Source organism: Paracoccus suum (genome assembly GCF_003324675.1).
Lineage (GTDB): Bacteria > Pseudomonadota > Alphaproteobacteria > Rhodobacterales > Rhodobacteraceae > Paracoccus > Paracoccus suum.
In genome coordinates this window covers 2,715,564-2,734,627 of record NZ_CP030918.1, presented here as the reverse complement: position 1 = coordinate 2,734,627, position 19,064 = coordinate 2,715,564, and the positions used below count along the sequence as shown (strand labels likewise).

The window sequence follows — 19,064 nt, the reverse complement described above, 5'->3', positions numbered from 1 at the left end:
ATGACCAAGCATTCGACTGATCTGCGGACCCTTTTGCGCGACCCGTCGCTGCTGCAGACGCGGGCCTATATCGCCGGTGAGTGGGTTGAGGGGGCGAGCACGTTTCCGGTGATGAACCCGGCCCGCGGCGATGTCATTGCCGAGGTTGCCGACATGACCCGCGCCGATGCCGCGCGCGCCATCGCGGCGGCCGCCGAGGCGATGAAGGCCTGGGCGGCCCGGACCGCGAAAGAGCGCGCGCAGGTGCTGCGCAAGTGGTTCGACCTGATGATGGAAAACCAGGACGACCTGGGCAAGATCCTGACCGCCGAACAGGGCAAGCCGCTGTCCGAGGCCAAGGGCGAGATCGCCTATGGCGCCAGCTTCATCGAGTTCTTCGGCGAGGAAGCCAAGCGGGTCTATGGCGAGACGATCCCCGGCCACCAGCCCGACAAGCGCATCACCGTGCTGAAGCAGCCGATCGGTGTGGTCGCCAGCATCACGCCGTGGAACTTTCCGAACGCCATGATCACCCGCAAATGCGGCCCGGCCCTGGCCGTCGGCTGCGGCTTTGTCGCGCGCCCGGCGGCGGAGACCCCGCTGTCGGCGCTGGCACTGGCGGTGCTGGGCGAGCGGGCGGGCCTGCCCAAGGGCATCCTGTCGGTCGTCACCTCCAGCCGCTCGTCCGAGATCGGCAAGGAGTTCTGCGAGAACCCGCAGGTACGCAAGCTGACCTTCACCGGCTCGACCGAGGTCGGGCGCATCCTGCTGCGCCAGGCCGCCGACCAGGTCCTCAAATGCAGCATGGAACTGGGCGGCAACGCGCCCTTCATCGTCTTTGACGACGCCGACCTCGACAAGGCGGTGGAGGGCGCGATGGCCTCCAAGTTCCGCAACAACGGCCAGACCTGCGTCTGCGCCAACCGCATCTATGTGCAGTCGGGCGTCTATGACGACTTCGCGGGGCGCCTCGCCGCTGCGGTCGACAAGCTGCGGGTCGGCGACGGCCTCGAGGACGGGGTGACCACCGGCCCGCTGATCAACAAGGATGCGGTCGACAAGGTCGAGGAGCATATCCAGGACGTGCTGGACGGCGGCGGCAAGATCGTCACCGGCGGCAAGCGGGTCGACGGCCTCTTCTTCCAGCCGACGGTCGTGACCGGGGTCAAGGACAGCATGAAGGTCGCGACCGAAGAGACCTTCGGCCCGCTGGCGCCGCTGTTCCGGTTCGAGACCGAGGAAGAGGTGGTGGCCAAGGCCAATGATACGATCTTCGGGCTCGCGTCGTATTTTTACGCCCGCGACATGGCCCGCATCATCCGCGTGCAGGAAGGTCTGGAATACGGCATCGTCGGCGTGAACACGGGCGTCATCTCGACCGAGGTGGCACCGTTCGGCGGCGTCAAGCAGTCCGGCCTCGGCCGCGAGGGCAGCCATTACGGCATCGACGACTTCCTCGAGCTGAAATACGTCTGCCTGTCGATCTGAGGAGGGGGCCGGATCCCCTCGCAGGGGTCCGGCCACCGGTCAGTTGATGACCGCCAGCACAGCGGCCGCGATGCGTTGCGCGACGGCGGCCCCGGCGGTGCTGACCGCCCAGGCCCGCGCGGCATAATCGGCGGCGCGGTCGGGCTGCAGCAGATCGTCCAGCGCCATGCCCAGTTGCTCGGGCCGCGGCACCTCGCGCACCGCACGGGCAGCGCGCAGATCAGCCCAGGCCTCCACCGACCGAACCGTATGTGGACCGTGCAGGATGGTCTTGAGCGCTGAAGCAGGCAGAGGGCTGCGATCCGGTCGAAAGGCGGGGAGAGCGACGGAGATTGAGACGTCGACCATCCACCGTGAGCGGACGACGGCCGCCGTCCGCTCGGTCGCGGCGCGCTGAGCGCATCGCCGTTCCACTGAGCGCCAACCTTGCGGCTTTAAATTCAGTCCTCTGCCGGTTGACCCCCCCTTTGCCGAGAGATACCGATCCGTTGCTAGGTGCGACATTTTGTCTACGACCTTAGTCTAGCGAGGAGCAATGCCAGTGACAGACACCACACTTGGAATGTCGCGGCGCGACCTGTTGGCCATGATCGGAATTACGGCGGGTGCCTCCGTCATGTATTCCGCGATGGCGGGCATGGGTTACGCCGGCACGTCCGACTACACGGGTCCGATCAAGCTTGAGGGGGATCCGAAGGGCACCAGCGTGCTGGTTCTTGGCGCAGGTCTGGCCGGCATGACGGCGGCCTATGAACTTCGCAAGGCGGGATACAAGGTCCAGATCCTGGAGTACCGCGAAAAAGCCGGCGGTCGCTGCTGGACGCTGCGCGGCGGCGATGTCTACACCGAACTCGGCGGCTTCAAGCAGGAAGTGAAATTCGCCGAGGGCAACTATCTGAACCCCGGTCCGTGGCGCATCCCATCCGACCACTATGCCGTTCTTGACTATTGCAAACGCTTTGGCGTCAAGCTGCAGCCGTTCATACAGATCAACTACAACGCCTTTGTCCACAACACCGAGGCGTTCGAGGGTAAGCCCCAGCGCTTCAAGGAAATCCAGGCCGATTACCGCGGCCAGATCGCTGAGCTGCTGGCCAAGGCCGTCGACCAGAAAAAGCTGGACGAGTTGGTGACCGACGAGGATGCCGCTCTGCTGGTTGAATCGCTCAAGAAATACGGCGTTCTGGACGACAAGCTGGAATACGTGAAATCCGCCGCGACCTCGGGTTATCGCGGCTGGAAGGTCGATCCGGGCGGTGGCACGCAAAGTGCAGGCGAGCCCTCGGACATCATCTCGCTGGCCGATATCCTCAAGGGTCGGCTGTGGAAGGACCTCATCACCGGTGAATCCATCGACCACCAGGCGGCGATCTTCCAGCCCGTGGGCGGCATGGACATGATCGCGCAGGCATTCGAGAAAGAGGTCAAGGACCTCATCACCTACAACGCCAAGGTCACCAAGATCGAGGGCAGCGACAGCGGCGTCACCGCCACATGGGTCGATGCGAACGGCGGGACTGAAGAAAAAACCGCATCCGCAGATTACTGCATCTGCACGATCCCCTTCTCGGTTCTTGGCCAGATCGAAAACAATTTCGGTGCCGAGATGAGTGCGGCGATCGATGACGTGTATTATGCGAGCTCGATCAAGGTCGGCCTCGAATTCAAGCGCCGCTTCTGGGAACAGGACGACCACATCTACGGCGGCATCAGCTACACCAACACGCCGATCACGCTGCTTTCCTATCCGTCGACCGACTTTTTCAGCGATGGTCCGGGCGTCCTGTTGGGGGCCTATTCCTGGGGCGCAGCTTCGTATCAGTTCAACGCCGTTCCAGCCGAAGAACGGATCGAGAAGGCGCTGGAATTCGGCTCGCAGATCCATCCGCAGTACCGCGACGAATTCTCGAACGGCGTCGCCGTGGCTTGGCATCGCGTCCCGTGGACTCTGGGCTGCTACGGTGAATGGCGTGACATGGAAGGCAACTATGCCAACGCCTGCAAGATGGACCAGCGGACGCTGATGGCGGGCGAGCATATCTCGCACCTGCCGGCTTGGCAGGAAGGCGCGATCTTGTCCGCGCTGAATGCCATCGAGCGTCTGCACGCGCATGTCACCGGCGCCTGAACCAGGATCGAGGGAAAAGCCATGAAACATAATATTGCGCTGGCTGTTTTCGCAGCAGTTCTGGGCGCTTCGACCATCGGTGCGTCCGCCGCGGATTTTGCCCAAACTAGCACCGCGCAGACCCTCCCCCAGACCGGCGGCAAGGAGATCTACAACGCTGTCTGTTCCGCCTGTCACATGCCCGGCGGCCAAGGCGCCACGGGTGCCGGCGCCTATCCCGCATTGGCTGGCAACGAGTTCGTTGACTCTGCAGATTCGGTGATCGCCTGGGTCTTGAATGGTCACAAGGCGATGCCGCCGCTGGGCGGCGTCATGGACGACGCCCAGGTCGCTGATGTCGTGAACTACGTCCGCCACGATCTGGGAAACAGCTTCGAAGGCGATACAACTGCGGAAGACGTCGCGGCAGTACGCTGACGCTTCGGATCGGGCCTTTGGGCCCGATCCACCCCCGGAAATGACGAGGAAATCGAACCATGAAGAACGCACTCGCACTCGCCCTTTTGCTCGGAGCCGTGCCGCTGATCGCCCAGGCGGAAGACATTGTTCGCCACAAGACGCCGGGATCCGATTTTCCCATTTCTCGCGCCGTTGAAGTGCCAGCGGGGAAAACCACGGTCTATCTGAGCGGCGTGGTTCCTTCGGTTGCCGATCAGAATGCCGATTCCAAAACCGCCGCCGCCTGGGGCGACACCAAGGCCCAGACCGTCAGCGTTCTGAACAACATCGACGCGGCGCTGAAGGACTTGGACCTGACCATGGGCGACGTCGTCAAGATGCAGGTCTTCCTGGTGGCGCCAGAAGGGGCGGCGGCCGATTTCGCGGGCTTCATGGAGGGCTACACCCAGTTTTTCGGGACTGAGGCACAACCGAACCTGCCGGCCCGCTCGGCCATGATCGTAGACGCGCTCGTCAACCCGAACTGGCTGGTCGAGATCGAGGTGACGGCGGTTCGTCCCTGAGTACTGTCGGAGTTCTCGGCGGCCCTCGCTTTGCATGAGAGTTGAGGGCCCCTCCTGCCTCGGAACCGGAAGCGTATTTAGCGGCGACTGTTGGCCTCTGGGGTGCCTGAGGCCGCAAAAGGTTTTTCGCCTTTCGGGCCGCAAGGTGACGGAACTCTCACAACTGAGTCCGACTGCTAACTTTCACGCCTGCGGCTGAAGCGTAGCGGCGCATCAGTCTTCTGAGGACCGTACCCTGGCTCCGCCCCGCGCTTTGGACGCGGTGGACTGGTACACCTTGCCCTCCTGGTGGTCGTGAAGAGGGTAATGCGATGCCGTTAACCTACAGCGACCCTCGCCATCTACCGGCGCCTCTCTGTACCGGTTGGCAACCGTGAAGCACCCCCGGCGAGTTCGGTCCTGAAGATCGGTCCGAAACTATTTCATCGGAACTGATTCATGTCATGGCTGCCGATCCCAAGGTCGTGCGGCCGATCCTCGTTGTTCGACAGCGACACTGGGGAGCAGACCTTAGCGCCTCCGCCTTTCGCATATCTTGGACGTGAACCGTAAATTAGCGGAAGGGCTGCGTTGACCTTGCGACGAGGGCAGGGTCGGTGCGCTTCACCGGTAAGCCGGTTCCCTTTGAAACAGGCCGCCCCCGCGTGCGGCAGGCAAGCGCGGTCCCGAAACATCCCTAATGACGATGGTTGACGACTTCACGATATAAAGTGTAAACGTGAAGTATGTGAGGAGACGACCTTGGCCCTGTCCCGCTTTGCAACCCGCTTGAACTCATTCGCCTCGGCGCCGGCGCTCTATTGGTCCGACCTCGTTGGCAAGCCGACAACGCTTCAGACCATCGAGCGGGCGGCGACGGTCGAGGGGCTAACGGATGTGGACCTGAACTATCCCGACCATGTCACCGGCGACCCGGCGCTGATCGGCCGGCAAGTCCGGGACGTTGGCCTGAACGTCAACGGCCTCGCCATGCGATACTACACCAATCCCGCATTCAAACTCGGCGCCTTCACCCACCCTGACCGGGCCGTGCGGCGTGAGGCGATCGACCTGACCAAGCGCGGGATTGACGCCGCGCGGGAGATCGGTTCCTCGTTGATGACCATCTGGCTGGGTCAGGACGGCTTCGACTATAACTTCCAGCTCGATTATCGGCAGGCCTGGGACGCTGAGGTCGAGGCCCTGCGCGAGGTGGCGGCGCACGACCCGGATTGCCTCGTCAGTGTTGAGTACAAACCCGACGAGCCGCGGGCCCATGCCCTGCTGCGCGATGCCGCAACGACGCTGCTGGCGATCCAGGACGCAGGGTCTGAGAACCTCGGGGTTACCCTCGATTTCGCGCATGCCCTCTATGCGGGGGAACAGCCGGCCCTTGCAGCGGCCCAGATCAGTAGGCGAAGCCGGCTGCTCGGCGTTCATCTGAACGACGGCTTCGGCAAGCGTGACGACGGGTTGATGGTCGGTGCGGTGCATGTGCGCGCGACGCTCGAGTTGCTGTGGCAGATCCGTCGTGATGGTTATGACGGCGCACTCTATTTCGACACATTCCCCGATGCGAGCGGGCTTGATCCCGTCGCCGAATGCGCGGTCAACATCCGGACCGTCAATCGCCTGATGTCGGTGGCCGACCGTCTCGACGCCGACAACCGGCTGGCCGAGGCACTCGCATCCCAGGACGCTGTAGGGTCCCAGCAGATCGTCAACGACGCCCTCATGGGGCGCTAAAGCACCGACCGCGCGCCGGCGCGACGCCCCCGGCAGGAAGAGGAGGAGACAATCGACATGACGTTCAACTATCGCGCGATTGCCGCGACCTGTGCGCTGATTCTGACGGCTGGACTGGCCCAAGCGCAAGACCTGGCGCCCCTGAACTCGGACACCGAGGCCGACCGGATCGACTGGACCCAGCTCCAGTCCAAATTTGGCGACGTGCCGGCGGCGCCCGCGGGCACCCGCCTCGGCGGTGTGTCGAAAACCCTCACCAACCAGTACTGGCGCAGCGTCGGTGAAGGTTACGCCAATGCGGCCCAGAAAGCCGGGGTTGAGGTTGTCTATCAAGCCGCGCAGAGCGAGGGCGACCAGCTCGGGCAGCTCTCGATCACCGAGACGATGATCTCGCAAGGGTTCAACGCGCTGCTGCTATCGCCGCAGACCGACTCGAACCTGCAGCCGGCCATGGAAAGCGCGATGGCGAAGAGCATCCCCGTCGTCAACGTCAACGACGCCGTGATCCCGAGCGCTAGGAATTACGTCGGCAACGTCCAGCGCGACAACGGCGTCAAGGTGGCTGAATGGTTCATCGCCAACCGTCCCGATGGGGGCAAGGTGGCGGTGATCGAGGGGCAGGCCGGGGTCTATGCCGCCGGTCAACGGACCCGGGGATTCACCGAGACCATTACAAAGGATCCGAAGTTTCAGGTTGTGGCCAGCGTGCCCGGCAACTGGGATCGTCAGGTTGCCTATGACAGCGCCGCCAACATCCTGCAGCAGCACCCGGACTTGATCGGGTTCTACGCCAACAACGACGGTATGGCGTTGGGGATCGTGGAGGCGGTCAAGGCGGCTGGCAAGCAGGAACAGGTCGCGGTATTCGGGACTGATGGTATCCCCGATGCCTATGCCTCGGTCAAGGCAGGCGAGCTGAAGGGCACCGTCGACTCGTTCCCGGTGCTGACGGGCGAGGTTGCGGTCGAGGTTGCGCTGCGCCTTTTGGGCGGTCAGAGCCTTCCGCGTGTGGTGGTCACCCCACAGGCATTAATTACGGCGGACACCGTTGAAAAGTACAGCGTCACCGGTGACGATCTGCGCGCGGTTTTGGCGGTCCAGACCGCCAAGTGAAACCATGGGGTGAGGCCGCGCCGAGCCAGTCAGGCTGGCGGCGTTGGCCCCCGTCACCGGGCATCGCGGGAGGAGCCTGGACATGTCAGATGAACGACCACGCCTACGGCTGGCGGGCATCAGCAAGAGTTTCGGTCCAGTCCACGCTCTGTCGGACGTGAACATGACTGTCCGACGCGGCAGCGTTCACGGGCTGCTGGGCGAAAACGGCGCCGGCAAATCGACGCTGCTGAAAATCCTGTCTGGCGTCATCGAGCCGGGCGCCGGCACCATTGAGGTGGACGGCGTGCCGATCACCGGCCGCGGCCCCGTGGCCGCGCGCCGCGCCGGTATCGCGATGATCCACCAGGAACTGCAGCACGTGCCAAACCTAAGCGTTGCCCAGAACATGTTTCTGGGCCGCCCGCTGACTACCGCCGCGGGCACCCTGGTCACCCGGAGGCGGCAGGAAGATGCCGCGGCCCGCGCGCTCGCGCCGCTCGACGCCGCAATTGACCCCAAGGCCCCGATCCGGACACTGAAGGTTGCCCAGCGCCAGATCGTCGAGATTGCCCGGGCGTTGATGGAAGATTGCCGCATCCTCGCTATGGACGAGCCGACTTCGAGCCTGACCCCGGCCGAGTTCGACCGCCTCGCGGTTCTGATCGCCGATCTGGCCGGGCGCGGCGTGTCGGTAATTTACGTATCACACAAGATGGACGAGGTGTTCAGGGTCTGTGACCAGGCGACCATCCTGCGCGATGGCCGGGTGGTTGCTGACGTAGGGATGGCCGAAACGAACGAGGCGGGCGTCGTGGCCCGCATGGTCGGACGCGAGTTGGTGGCGGCTGAGTTTCACAGCTTTTCCAGGCCGGAGGTGGTGATGTCGGTGGCCGGCCTCAGTCGAGGGGGCGCGGTCCGCAACGTAAGCTTCGACCTGCACCGTGGCGAGGTCCTCGGCATTTCGGGGCTGGTCGGCGCGGGGCGGACCGAGTTGCTGCGCCTCATCGCCGGCGTGGACCATCCGGATGCCGGCACGGTCACGATCGACGGCAAGCCCCTTCCACTCGGGAATCCCCGGACCGCCATCGCTGCCGGCCTCGGCCTTCTGCCCGAGGAGCGCAAGCGCGAGGGGATTGTCGCCGGCCGCTCGATCCGCAGCGACATCGCGCTGTCGTCCATGGGGCGCTTTACCAGCGCGGGGCTGATCGACTTCCCGGCGCTCAGCGCCGAAAGTCTGCGGCTCATGCAAGATCTGAACCTGCGGCCGCTGGACATCACTCGGCCGATTGGAAAGTTCTCGGGCGGCAACCAGCAGAAGGCCATCATTGGCCGTTGGGTGGCTGCCGGCGCCCGCATTTTGCTGTTCGACGAACCGACCCGGGGCATCGACATCGGCGCCAAGGCCGAGATCTATGCCCTGATCGAGCGCATCGCCGCGGAAGGTCGGTCGATTATCGTCGTGTCGTCGGAACTGCCCGAAATCCTTCGGGTAGCCGACCGTGTCCTCGTCATGCGCGAGGGTGAGGTCGCCGGCATCCTTCCCCGCACCGGGCTGAGCGAGGAGGCCGTTGTGCGCCTCGCCGTTCCCCAGAGCGGGACCGAGCGTCCCCTGACCGCCGCTTCAGCCCCCGAGGACATCAGCCATGCAAACCGTTGAAGCCAAGTCGGCCTCCCGCCTGCGGCTGACGGCCGGACTGCGCGACGCCGGCACCCTGTTCGGGCTGCTGGTGATCGTCGTGGTCTTCTCAAGCCTGACGCCGACCTTCCTAACAAGCGCCAACATGCTGAACATCCTGCAGCAGTCGGCGATCAACGCCTGCGTCGCGCTGGGAATGACCTTGGTCATCATCAGCGGCGGCATCGACCTGTCTGTTGGTCCGACTGCCGCGATTGCCGCCGTGGCGGCGGCGACCCTGATGGCCGCGGGGGTACCAATCCCCCTCGCGGTCTTGGCGGCGCTCCTGATCGGGGCGGCGGCCGGGGCGTTCAACGGGGCTCTTGTCGCCTTTGGCGGACTGCAGCCGTTCATCGTCACCCTTGGCACACTGTCGCTCTACCGGGCGATTGCCCTCATCTACACGGGCGGGAATCCAATCTTCGGTATTCCACCCGAGTTTCGGGCCCTGTTCACCGGCTCGGTCGGCGGCATTCCCAACCCGGTCAACATCGTGGCGGTCCTGTCGCTGGCCATCTGGATTGTGCTGAACAAGACCCCGCTCGGTGAATATTTCCTCGCCGTGGGCGGGAACGAGGAGGCGTCCCATATCGCTGGCGTCCCGGTCCGGCGCGTCAAGATCGCGGCGTATGTTTTCTCTGGCGCCCTTGCAGCGACGGCGGGGCTGATCCTTGTCGGGCGTCTGGGCGCTGCCGATCCGACTCTCGGCAACCTGTGGGAGCTCGACGCAATCGCGGCGGCGGCCATCGGCGGGGCCTCGTTGATGGGGGGCAAGGGTTCCGTGGTCGGCACATTGATTGGTGCCGTGATCCTCGGATCGCTGCGGAACGGGCTGACGCTGCTGAACGTGCAGGCGTTCTATCAACTGCTAGCCACCGGAATCATCATCCTGGTTGCCATGCTGATCGACCGCGCCACGCGGGGGCGGGAATGAAGCGCCCCCTGGACCGGCCGCAGAGCATCGGCCCCCACATCCGGATGCTGCTGCCGACGCTGACGCCCCTTGAGACGAGCGTGGTCGAAACGGCCCTGGGGCAGCCCGGCTTTAGCGAAGGCACTGCGCTGCGTGACCTCGCCCAGGCCGCGGGCGTCTCCGAGCCGATGGTTGTCAAGGTCGCGAAGAAGCTGGGCTTCAACGGGTTTCGCGAGTTTCGAACCGCGCTCGTCCTTTACAACGCGCTGCCCGGCAGTGACCTTCACCGCGAACTGGCGCCCGAGGACACCTCGTCCGAAATCACGCGCAAGGTTTTCGACACGTCAATCCAGGCGGTGCAGGAAACGCTGGCAATTCTTGACATGGAGGCTTTCGATCGTGCTGTCGGCCTGATCCATGGCGCACGGCAGCGGGACCTGTACGGCATCGGCGGGTCGGCCCAGATCGCGCGCGACGTGGCGCATAAGCTGTTGCGAATCGGGGTCCGGGCCTCGGTATTCGACGATGCCCACATGATGCTGATGTCGGCCGCGTTGCTGGGGGACGGCGATGTGGCAATCGCTTTCTCGCACTCGGGCACCACCACGGCGGTGATCGAGCCACTGCAACTGGCGCGCCGGCGCGGTGTGCGGACCATTGTCATCACCAACTACGCCGGCTCGCCGCTGGCAGAGGCCGCTGACGTCGTCCTGTGCTCGACTGCGCAGGGCTCACCACTACTGGGCGAGAATGCCGCCGCGCGGATCGCGCAACTGGTGATCTGCGACGCGCTCTTTGCCGCCATCGCTCAGCGGGACCTGCCGCAGGCTGAGCGAAACCTCAACGCAACGATGGGCGCCGTCTCGGCCCGGAGGCAGGTGAAATGAATTGTCTCACCGCGCCGGTGGTCGTCGTCGCCGGCAGCCTCCACTACGACATCATGGTCGATGCTCCTGATCGCCCGCGGAAGGGCGAGACGGTTGCGGGCCTTGCGTGGCGACCAAAATTCGGCGGTAAGGGCGGCAACCAGGCGGTGGCGGCCGCGGCTGCGGGCGCGACCGTGCGGATGTGGGGCGCCGTGGGTGACGACGACTTCGGCCGCTTCCTCAAGGGGTGCTTGGCCGCGGCGAAGGTCGATGGCGGGTGGGTGACGGTGCACCCGGACCAGGGCTCGGGGATGAGCGTCGCGGTTGCCGACAGCGACGGGGACTATGGCGCCGTGATCGTGTCGGGCGCCAACCTGCACCCTGATCCGGCGTCGCTCGCCGACGCCGCGCTCTGGCAGGGCGCGGTCGCGCTGATCCTTCAGAACGAGATCCCCGAGGACGCGAATGTCGCCGCCGCGCGCACGGCGCGTTCCCGCGGCGCGTTCGTGGTCCTCAACGCAGCGCCCTTTCGGCCGATGTCGGAGGCGATGGCGCCGCTGGTCGATCTGCTGATCGTCAACGCGATCGAGGCTGAGCAGGGGGGAGGGGGCGCGGTCGAGACACTGCATGACGCAGCCGCCGCGGCGCAGAGGCTGGCCAGGCGGTTCCCCCGCGTCGTAGTGACCGCCGGTGAACAGGGGGTTGCTGGGGTGGAACGCGGCTCCGCTCCGACCACGCTGCCGGCGCTGCCTGTGCCTCTGGTCAGCACGCACGGCGCGGGGGACACATTCGTTGGCGCACTGGTCGCGGCGTTGGCGCGCGGAACTGCCTTTTCCAACGCGCTCGATGCCGCCAACCGCGCGGCCGCCGCCCATGTCTCGCGCCCGGTCAGCGCTGCCTTGGGGGATGATGTCAGCTGATGTTGACGGGCTTGGATCGCAGCCGAGCGGCCGTCGTTGGGTCCGCGCGCCGACATAATTGGGGCGGAAGGCCGCGCAGGATCAATTCGGCGTCCGCGACCGTCATTGCGCCGAGCTGATAGAATGCGTCACGCGTCGCCCCGGTCCGATGGGCCGACAGCAGGACGCCGGGCGCGTGTCGCACGGGGTCGTCCGGCGCAACGGGCTCGTCCGGAAAGACGTCGGTCGCGACCCGGATGTGGCCGAACGCGGCAGCCGTCAACATGTCGGGAAAATTCACCACGGCCGCCCGGCTCATCAGCAGGACCGCGGCACCCTTGGGCATCAGAGCGAACTCGCGCGCCCCGATAAAACCTTCATTCTCGCTGGTGACGTTTGCAAAGACGAAGGTGAACTGGCTGCGGGCAAGCACTTCGTCGAGTGTCGCAGGGGTCGCGTCAGCGCGGGCGATGATCTCGTCGGGAAGCCACGGGTCGAACACGCGCACGGTGTTGCGGAACGGTCGGATGAGTTCGCGCAGGTGCCGACCCAGGTCGCCAAAACCGATGATCCCGACCGGCGCCCGGGTAAACGGCACTGTGTCGACGTTGCCTTCCAGCCCGTAGGTTTCGGTGCCGGCGCGAAACGCCCGATCGGCCGCCGTGATTCCGCGAGAAAGGTCCAGCGCCATGCCCAGCGCCGCCTCGGCCACCGGTTCGGCAAACGCCGCAGCCGGGGTAATCACCCAGATGCCGCGCTCGACGCAAAACTGGTAATCGATATTGGGCAGGAAGTTCGTCTCAACGTTGATGATCGCCTTCAGCCGGCGCGCGCGCTCCAGCCGCGTGCGCGGCATCGTGGTTTGTCCGATGATCAGCACTGTCTCCGGAAGGAGCTCGTCCACCTGATCATCGGGCATCGGCCGATCCTCTGCCACGACCAATTCCCCCAACGCCTCGAGGCGTGCACGCATGTCGGGTGTCATCATCAGATCGAGCGTCCGAGGCAGGGGGTCTACGAGTATAATGTCACGCGCCATCGCCCGAGGTTCTCCGTGCGTCAGTGGGGTTGATCCGAGCATAAAGTGGAACACCGACTTGGGGAAGCTGGCGGCGAACGACCTGCCCAACTCGCTGCAAGACCGTGCGGGCAGGGGAAAGCTCCACAGGCTCAGGGCAGAGCGCGCCGCCAATTTTGCGGCGATGGATTTGCCCTTGTCCAAGCAAGTTGAACCGGCGACAGGCACCCCCGCTTGGCAAGTGGCCCGGTAGCCCCATTTGCCGCCGGTCAATCAGCACAACCCGACCTTTTGGCCGGGTCGTTGAAGCGCGATAGAACCGTGCCCCCTCTGCGAGTCGTGGGCACGCTTTACATCGGCCGCGGACTCTGCATCCGTGGCCCTTAGTGCCAACCCGCGCCCCGCCGAACCAGCGAGGCGCGTCTGGTTCAGTCGGCCAGGTCGAGCTTTTCGAACCGGTGCGACCCCAAGGGGTCCATGGCGTAATTCTTGACCTTGGCCGACATCGGCAGCACGACCGTCGCGTTTGCCAGCGGCAGGACCGGGGCGATGTCATGGATCATGTTCTGGATCTTGACGTAGAGCTTGGTCCGCTCGCCCTGGTCGGAGATCTGGCGGGCCTCCTTCATCAGGCCCTCGACCTCTTCATTGCACCAGAAGGCGGCGTTGCCCCCCGACTCGCAGCCGATGAAGAAGTTCATCAGGCTGTTCGGGTCGGGCAGGTCCGCGCTGCCGCCCATCATCGCGATGCCGTCGCGGTCACGCTCGCGCACACGCTTCAGGTACTCGCCCCATTCGTAGCTGACGATTTCGGCCTTCACGCCGACAGCGGCGAGGTCGGACTGGATCATCTCGGCCGCGCGACGGCCGTTGGGCATGTAGCTGCGGCTGATCGGGATGGCCCAAAGCTCGACCGACAGATCCTTCTGTCCCAGCTCAGCCAGGGCCTTTTTCGCGGCCTCGGGATCGTACGGATACGGCTTGATATCGCTGGCATAGCCCCACATCGTGGGTGGCACCAGTGTCTCGGCTACCTGGCCCATACCGCCATAGACCGTCTCGATCAGGGCGCTGCGGTCGATGGCCGTGATCAATGCCTTTCGCAACGCCGGATCGTCAAACGGCGCCTTTTGCGTGTTGAAGGCGAGATAGGCCACGTTCAGGCCGGGTTGTTCCATGACGTTGAGCGCGGGGTCGGCCTTGAGCCCGGCGACATCCGCGGGGGCTGGGAAGGGCGCCATCTGGCATTCGTCCGCTTTCAGACGTGCCATGCGCACGGACGGATCGGGCGTGATGGCAAAGATCAGGTTGTCGATCGCAGGCTTTCCATCCCACCAGTCGGGGTTCGCCGCGTACCGGATCACCGCGTCGGCCTGGTAATTGACAAGCCGGAAGGGCCCGGTGCCGACCGGGGCAAGGTTCAGATCGTCGGTCCGCCCATCAGCCAGCAGCTGGTCGGCATATTCCTTGGAGAGGATAGCGCCGAAGTTGCGCGCCATCAGGGCCGGGAACGTGGCGTTCGCCTCGCTCAGCACGAACTTCACAGTCAGATCGTCGACCTTGATGATTTCCTTGATCAGTTTGGCCATGTCGTTGGAATCGAAGATCACCCAGGTGCCTGCCTGGCTGTACTCCTTCCAGGGGCCGTCCTGCGGAATCTGACGCGTGAAGCTGAAGATCACGTCGTCGGCGTTCATTTCGCGCGTCGGCGTGAACTTGTCGTTGCCGTTGAACTTGACGCCCGGGCGCAGGTGGAAGGTGTATTCGCGCCCGTCGGGGGACACGTCCCAGCTTTCTGCGAGCGCAGGCTCGACCTCGGTGCCGCCGGCCTTGAAGCGGGTCAGGGCGTCATAGAGCGCCTCGAACGAGGCATCCCACGTCGAGTTGGCCGAGTAGAGCGCCGGGTCGAAACCCTCGGGCGTCGCCTCGGAGCAGTAAACGAAGTCTTTGGCGGACGCGCCGAAGGCCGTCAGCCCCAGCGCCGCCGACAGGGTCAGCCCTGCAAGAGTGGATCGTTTCATGTTTGTCTCCCTGTAAAATGCATCAGTCGATATGGTCCAGGCCGCGACCGGGCGCCCACACTTGGTCGACGGCGCTCCAGGCATGGGGATCGCGGATCAGGCCGGCGAGGGCCTTGGCCTGTGCGGCCAGAATGGCCTCGCCTTTTTCCGCGGTGGCCGGTCGGGGATCACCTAGGGTTCCGGTGCCGGGGCGACGCTCCCAGAAAGAGTAGAACCGCGTGGCCGAGCCGGGCAGGGCGTGATCATTGGGATTGTTGGTGATGGCGGCGGCGAAATTTTCGCTCCGCACCTTGGTCGGCATGATCGCCAGCATGACCGAGGATTCGCCCTCGCATGCGTGACCCGCGCCCGGGGCGGTTTCGAGGATCTGACCGATCTCGGTCGGCGCCATGCGCCAGGGTAGCGAGGCGACCATCGGAAGGTTGTGCTTCACCGCCAGTTCGCGCACCGCCACCGCGAGCGGGTCAATGTTGCCGCCATGGCCGTTGACGATCAGCAGACGCTTGAACCCGCCCGAAACCAGCGAACGGGCAATGCTGTCTAGCATCGCGTGCATGGTGGCGTAATCGACGCTGATCGTGCCACCGAAGGGCAGGTGATGCTCGCTCATGCCCAGCCACAGGCCGGGCAGCACAGCCACCGGCACCTCGTCCGCCACGAGCCTTGCGGCGGCGATCGACACGGCCGAGGCGCTCGCCGTATCGGTGATCACAGGCAGATGCGGGCCGTGCTGTTCCAGCGAGCCGATGGGGAGAATGGCGAGCGATCCGTCCCGGGCGGCAATCTTGCGAATTTCCGAGGCGGGCAGGTTTTGCCACTCGACGTCGTGGGGAATGTCTTGGGTCATGTCGTCTCTCCTGGCGCAGCCGGTCTGGTACGGCGGCGGCGTGGAGGACAGGCTCGCTCATTTGACAGTGAAAGCAAGGGGCTGCGCACAATAATTTCGCCAACATCGGGTAGATTTCCGATGGATGCACAAGCAGTCTGCGCCTGACGCGATAAAAACGTGATTGAGGGACCGCCTTCCCGGCGGTCCGAACCGGCGCATGGGGCTTGGCTGGGGCCTTCGATGTCGTGCCAGCGAGGCAAACGCCTAACGGGCTGGCGGATAGATCAACCGGTTGCCCCTCTCGGTCGCGACCATGAACTCGTCGCGCGGCGCGATCCTCGCCCTCGGCCATGTTGTCGATGCTCGCAACGCGGCTGAAGACCGGCTCTGCCAGCGCGCGACAGGGGCGCCGAGGGCGATAATCGAGGTCGGAGTGATGCGGCTGGACACGCGGTCTCCGGCCTGGTCGTGGCCCACCGGCGCGGTAATGATGCGCTCCATGTCGCGAACACGACAGTCCGGCGACAAATTCGCCCAAGCCTCCGAGGTCGCAGTGCGGCCCCCTACTTCCGCTCCTCGGGGGAGCCGACCCCGCCCACGGCCCCGGAGTTGCCCGCTGCCTGCAGCGTTTCCGCCAGCCGCATGAGCGAGATCGCCTCGTTGCGATAGCCGAAAGGATCCGCGCCCTTCGCGGACTGCGCCAGAGCGATCGCGTCGTGCCAGTTCCAGTTCCTGATGTAGGGTGAGCCTTTCAGCAGCTGGCCGAAACCCGCCATCGCTGCGGCGAACCGGGCGTCGTCGTCCACCCTCCCATCTGCCAATATCGGGGTCTCGAGAAGCTTCGAGGCACTTTGGCCCGGTAGCTTGTAGCGCATGCGCAGAAAGCCAAGCTCGTCGCCGCCGCTCTGGGCAGGCTTAGCGTCCGTTCCGTAGCGCAGCGGGTCGTTCAGCAGCGCGGGACTGCCCGGCGCCGCTACCTCGTAGAGTGCGGTGACGGCATGACCGGCCCCAAGCTCCCCGGCATCGACCTTGTCGTTGTTGAAATCCTCGCGCCTGAGGGCCCGCGTCTCATAGCCGATCAGGCGGTATTCGGCGACCCGCGAGGGGTTCCACTCGACTTGCAGCTTCACGTCATCGGCGATGGGAAACAGCGCCCCCGAAAGCTGGTCGACCAGCACCTTTTGCGCCTCTTGCAGGGTGTCGATATAGGCCGCCTGCCCATTTCCCTTCTGCGCCAGGGCCTGCATCGTCGCGTCGTCGAGGTTGCCGCGGCCGAAACCCAGAACCGAGAGGTAGGTGCCGTCCATGCGCTTGCGGGCGACATAGTCCTCCAGATCGCCCGGATCGGAGATGCCGACGTTGAAATCGCCATCCGTCGCCAGGAGGATGCGCGAGACCTCACCCTTCTTCGCCATGCTCTCGGCGGTGCGGTAGGCAAGCTCTAGCCCCTCCGCGCCATTGGTCGATCCGCCCGCTTCCAACCGGTCGAGCGCGCCCAAGATCTCGTTGCGCTTGTCGGCGAAGGTGGGCGGCAGGACCTCGCCCGCCGATCCGGCATAGGCCACGATGGCGATCTGGTCCTCGGGGCGAAGCTGCCCCAGCATCATCCGCAGAGATTGCTTGAGAAGTGGCAGCTTGTCGGAGTCCTCCATCGAGCCCGACGTGTCGATCAGAAATACCAGATTAAGCGGGGGGCGATCTGCAATGGCCGGCATTCGGCCCTGAAGCCCGATCCGGACCAACTGCGTGCCCGGGTTCCAAGGCGTCGGCAGCACCGCGATCGATGCCTTGAAGGGTGCAGGGTCCTCGGCGTCCGGCGCCGGATAATTGTACGGGAAGTAGTTCACCATTTCTTCGACGCGCACCGCAGCAGCAGGCGGCAACTCCCCCGCCATGATGCTGTCGCGGACAACCGCGTATGACGCGGTGTCGACATCGGCCGAGAAGGTCGAGACCGGCTCTTCCGCCGTGACCTTGACCGGGTTGTCATCCGCGTTGGCAAAGGCTTCTGTGTCAGGGGCGATGGGGATCGGAACAATCTGGATTTCCGAATAGGAAGAGATGGCATCGCCTGCGGGCGCTTCGGCCGATGCATCGCTGGTACCCCCCTGCGATGCCGTAGCTTCCGCGTCGCTCGAACGCGCAGCCTCTGCCGTGTGGGGCATGCTGCTCGCCGCTGGGGCGACTGCGGCCGACGGCGCCGGCGGGGGCGCGACGTTCGCGATCGGGGTCGATGGCTCTTGGACTTGCTGCAGCCCGCCCGAGGGGACTTCGGCCGTTGTCTCGGCACTCCGCCCGGGGACTGGCGCCGCGGCGTCATTCGAAAGTGTAGCTTGTGCCTTGCTTGATGGCTTGACTGCGCTCGGGCGGGGGGCTGCCGAGGGCGCCGGAAGCGGAGCGACATCCGCTGTGGGCGCCAAGGGTTCAGCGCCCTTCGGGGTTGCGCTTGTCGCGGCTTCTCCGGAACGTGACGCTTGGTCGCCTACAGGCGCATGCCCGACCCGCTGCTGCAGTGGGTTGATGACTATCGCGAGGCAGAGCGCAGCAGCCGAAGTCGTGAACGCGAGGGCCTGCTTTCCAGTCAGATGAGACAACATTTGACGTACTCCTGTCAGAAATCCCGCCTGCTTTTGGGGGCGGTCCTGACTGGGACGCATCTGCTCTTCGCTTTCCTTGGGAAGCTGGTCGAAAACTTCCATCGACCGCGCCACCGCGTCCCGTTTCGCACGCTCATCTGGTTGAGGCGCCGCACGCAGGGCAGCCGCGAGGCGGGCGAGTTCGTCCTTTGGATCGGGGGTCATCTCGCCTCCTCCTGTGCGACGGCACGGAGCCGTTTCTTCACTTCGGACATCCGCCAGGCGACCGTTCCCTCGGGGATTCCCAGAACCTCGCCCGCCTCAGCCTGCGACAATCCCTCGCCAAGGATCAGGGCCACCGTGTCCCGCAAGTCGTCTGGAAGGCATCCCATCGCGCCGCGCAGCCAATCCTGGTCTCTCTCTGCGGCCGTGTGGTCGGCTTGCCTGCCCCTTTCCCAGTCGCCCCATCCGCCCGCCGCCCGAGCATGCGAGGCCGCGCGGCGGCGGCGGTCATGGGCAGCGTTCACAGCGACCCTGTAGAGCCATGTGGTCAGCCGGGCCTCGTTCCGCCACCCGCGCAGCTTCAGCGGCAGGGAGGCGCAAATATCCTGCGCAAGGTCCTCGGCGTCGGCCTGATGTCCGGTCAGCCGCCAGCAAAGCCCGAAGATGCGGTCATAGTGACGCTCGAGCAGAGCGGCATAGGCCGCCCTGTCACCGCGTCCCGCCGCAAGCGCTAGTGTCTCGTCCGACAACATCATCAGCATCACGACCCATCAGACGCAGCCGGGCAATAGTTTCCTTGGGGGACTGCCCGACAACTGGACATGATGCTGTGGAAATTGCCAGCTTTCAGCGGTCGCCTCATGCACAGTCGAGGGTGCCATCAGCAA

The 19,064-nt window shown here is 65.0% G+C and carries 16 protein-coding genes; 10 read left to right on the top strand and 6 right to left on the bottom strand.

Annotation, left to right across the window (positions count from 1 at the left end; translation table 11 throughout):
- Complete coding sequence (locus tag DRW48_RS13340) at positions 1-1,467, top strand: NAD-dependent succinate-semialdehyde dehydrogenase (protein ID WP_114076849.1); 1,467 nt, start codon at positions 1-3, stop codon at positions 1,465-1,467.
- Positions 1,468-1,506: 39 nt separating this feature from the next.
- On the opposite strand, the gene DRW48_RS13335 is transcribed toward DRW48_RS13340, so the two are convergent.
- The gene (locus DRW48_RS13335; protein ID WP_114076848.1) at positions 1,507-1,704 is read right to left on the bottom strand and encodes a hypothetical protein; all 198 of its coding nucleotides are present in this window, start codon (positions 1,702-1,704) and stop codon (positions 1,507-1,509) included.
- A 304-nt stretch (positions 1,705-2,008) separates the two neighbouring features.
- Here DRW48_RS13335 and DRW48_RS13330 point away from each other — a divergent pair, with 304 nt between their 5' ends.
- The 9 genes from DRW48_RS13330 (at position 2,009) to DRW48_RS13290 (ending at position 11,751) form a co-directional block, all read left to right on the top strand.
- The gene (locus tag DRW48_RS13330) at positions 2,009-3,595 is read left to right on the top strand and encodes a flavin monoamine oxidase family protein (protein ID WP_338418421.1); all 1,587 of its coding nucleotides are present in this window, start codon (positions 2,009-2,011) and stop codon (positions 3,593-3,595) included.
- A gap of 21 nt (positions 3,596-3,616) precedes the next feature.
- Positions 3,617-4,012 (top strand): c-type cytochrome, encoded by a 396-nt coding sequence (locus DRW48_RS13325; RefSeq protein WP_114076847.1) that lies wholly within the window; start codon positions 3,617-3,619, stop codon positions 4,010-4,012.
- A gap of 59 nt (positions 4,013-4,071) precedes the next feature.
- The gene (locus tag DRW48_RS13320; protein WP_114076846.1) at positions 4,072-4,557 is read left to right on the top strand and encodes a RidA family protein; all 486 of its coding nucleotides are present in this window, start codon (positions 4,072-4,074) and stop codon (positions 4,555-4,557) included.
- Between the two features lie 741 nt (positions 4,558-5,298).
- Entirely contained in the window at positions 5,299-6,282 is a 984-nt protein-coding gene (locus tag DRW48_RS13315; protein WP_114076845.1) for a sugar phosphate isomerase/epimerase family protein, read from the top strand.
- A 57-nt stretch (positions 6,283-6,339) separates the two neighbouring features.
- Positions 6,340-7,395: a sugar ABC transporter substrate-binding protein gene (locus DRW48_RS13310; RefSeq protein ID WP_114076844.1), complete on the top strand. Its 1,056-nt coding sequence runs from the start codon at positions 6,340-6,342 to the stop codon at positions 7,393-7,395.
- A gap of 82 nt (positions 7,396-7,477) precedes the next feature.
- Positions 7,478-9,034 carry a sugar ABC transporter ATP-binding protein gene (locus DRW48_RS13305; RefSeq protein WP_114076843.1) on the top strand — a complete coding sequence of 519 codons (1,557 nt, stop codon included), beginning with the start codon at positions 7,478-7,480 and terminating at the stop codon, positions 9,032-9,034.
- The gene (locus DRW48_RS13300) at positions 9,021-9,986 is read left to right on the top strand and encodes an ABC transporter permease (protein WP_114076842.1); all 966 of its coding nucleotides are present in this window, start codon (positions 9,021-9,023) and stop codon (positions 9,984-9,986) included. Before DRW48_RS13305 ends, DRW48_RS13300 begins: the two co-directional genes overlap by 14 nt.
- The gene (locus DRW48_RS13295) at positions 9,983-10,852 is read left to right on the top strand and encodes a MurR/RpiR family transcriptional regulator (protein WP_114076841.1); all 870 of its coding nucleotides are present in this window, start codon (positions 9,983-9,985) and stop codon (positions 10,850-10,852) included. The genes DRW48_RS13300 and DRW48_RS13295 overlap by 4 nt, the downstream gene beginning before the upstream one ends.
- Positions 10,849-11,751, top strand: a complete 903-nt coding sequence (locus DRW48_RS13290) for a PfkB family carbohydrate kinase (RefSeq protein WP_114076840.1) — start codon at positions 10,849-10,851, stop codon at positions 11,749-11,751. Before DRW48_RS13295 ends, DRW48_RS13290 begins: the two co-directional genes overlap by 4 nt.
- On the opposite strand, the gene DRW48_RS13285 is transcribed toward DRW48_RS13290, so the two are convergent.
- The 5 genes from DRW48_RS13285 to DRW48_RS13260 form a co-directional block, all read right to left on the bottom strand.
- On the bottom strand, positions 11,744-13,021 hold the full coding sequence (locus DRW48_RS13285) for a hydroxyacid dehydrogenase (RefSeq protein ID WP_199286107.1): 1,278 nt from the start codon (positions 13,019-13,021) through the stop codon (positions 11,744-11,746). The genes DRW48_RS13290 and DRW48_RS13285 overlap by 8 nt on opposite strands.
- Positions 13,022-13,176: 155 nt before the next feature.
- Positions 13,177-14,769 carry an ABC transporter substrate-binding protein gene (locus tag DRW48_RS13280; protein WP_114076838.1) on the bottom strand — a complete coding sequence of 531 codons (1,593 nt, stop codon included), beginning with the start codon at positions 14,767-14,769 and terminating at the stop codon, positions 13,177-13,179.
- A 22-nt stretch (positions 14,770-14,791) separates the two neighbouring features.
- A complete protein-coding gene (locus tag DRW48_RS13275; RefSeq protein WP_114076837.1) occupies positions 14,792-15,616 on the bottom strand; it encodes a creatininase family protein in 825 nt (274 codons plus the stop codon).
- A gap of 545 nt (positions 15,617-16,161) precedes the next feature.
- Complete coding sequence (locus tag DRW48_RS13265; protein ID WP_114076835.1) at positions 16,162-18,399, bottom strand: YfbK domain-containing protein; 2,238 nt, start codon at positions 18,397-18,399, stop codon at positions 16,162-16,164.
- Entirely contained in the window at positions 18,396-18,932 is a 537-nt protein-coding gene (locus tag DRW48_RS13260) for an RNA polymerase sigma factor (RefSeq protein ID WP_114077574.1), read from the bottom strand. Before DRW48_RS13260 ends, DRW48_RS13265 begins: the two co-directional genes overlap by 4 nt.
- Positions 18,933-19,064: the final 132 nt, after the last annotated feature.

Excerpts from the sequence above, each read along its gene's own strand:
- DRW48_RS13340 (WP_114076849.1), top strand. The coding sequence starts at position 1 with ATGACCAAGCATTCGACTGATCTGCGGACCCTTTTGCGCGACCCGTCG.
- DRW48_RS13325 (WP_114076847.1), top strand. The coding sequence starts at position 3,617 with ATGAAACATAATATTGCGCTGGCTGTTTTCGCAGCAGTTCTGGGCGCT.
- DRW48_RS13320 (WP_114076846.1), top strand. The coding sequence starts at position 4,072 with ATGAAGAACGCACTCGCACTCGCCCTTTTGCTCGGAGCCGTGCCGCTG.
- DRW48_RS13310 (WP_114076844.1), top strand. The coding sequence starts at position 6,340 with ATGACGTTCAACTATCGCGCGATTGCCGCGACCTGTGCGCTGATTCTG.
- DRW48_RS13305 (WP_114076843.1), top strand. The coding sequence starts at position 7,478 with ATGTCAGATGAACGACCACGCCTACGGCTGGCGGGCATCAGCAAGAGT.
- DRW48_RS13300 (WP_114076842.1), top strand. The coding sequence starts at position 9,021 with ATGCAAACCGTTGAAGCCAAGTCGGCCTCCCGCCTGCGGCTGACGGCC.
- DRW48_RS13295 (WP_114076841.1), top strand. The coding sequence starts at position 9,983 with ATGAAGCGCCCCCTGGACCGGCCGCAGAGCATCGGCCCCCACATCCGG.
- DRW48_RS13290 (WP_114076840.1), top strand. The coding sequence starts at position 10,849 with ATGAATTGTCTCACCGCGCCGGTGGTCGTCGTCGCCGGCAGCCTCCAC.
- DRW48_RS13280 (WP_114076838.1), bottom strand. The coding sequence starts at position 14,769 with ATGAAACGATCCACTCTTGCAGGGCTGACCCTGTCGGCGGCGCTGGGG.
- DRW48_RS13275 (WP_114076837.1), bottom strand. The coding sequence starts at position 15,616 with ATGACCCAAGACATTCCCCACGACGTCGAGTGGCAAAACCTGCCCGCC.
- DRW48_RS13265 (WP_114076835.1), bottom strand. The coding sequence starts at position 18,399 with ATGACCCCCGATCCAAAGGACGAACTCGCCCGCCTCGCGGCTGCCCTG.
- DRW48_RS13260 (WP_114077574.1), bottom strand. The coding sequence starts at position 18,932 with ATGATGTTGTCGGACGAGACACTAGCGCTTGCGGCGGGACGCGGTGAC.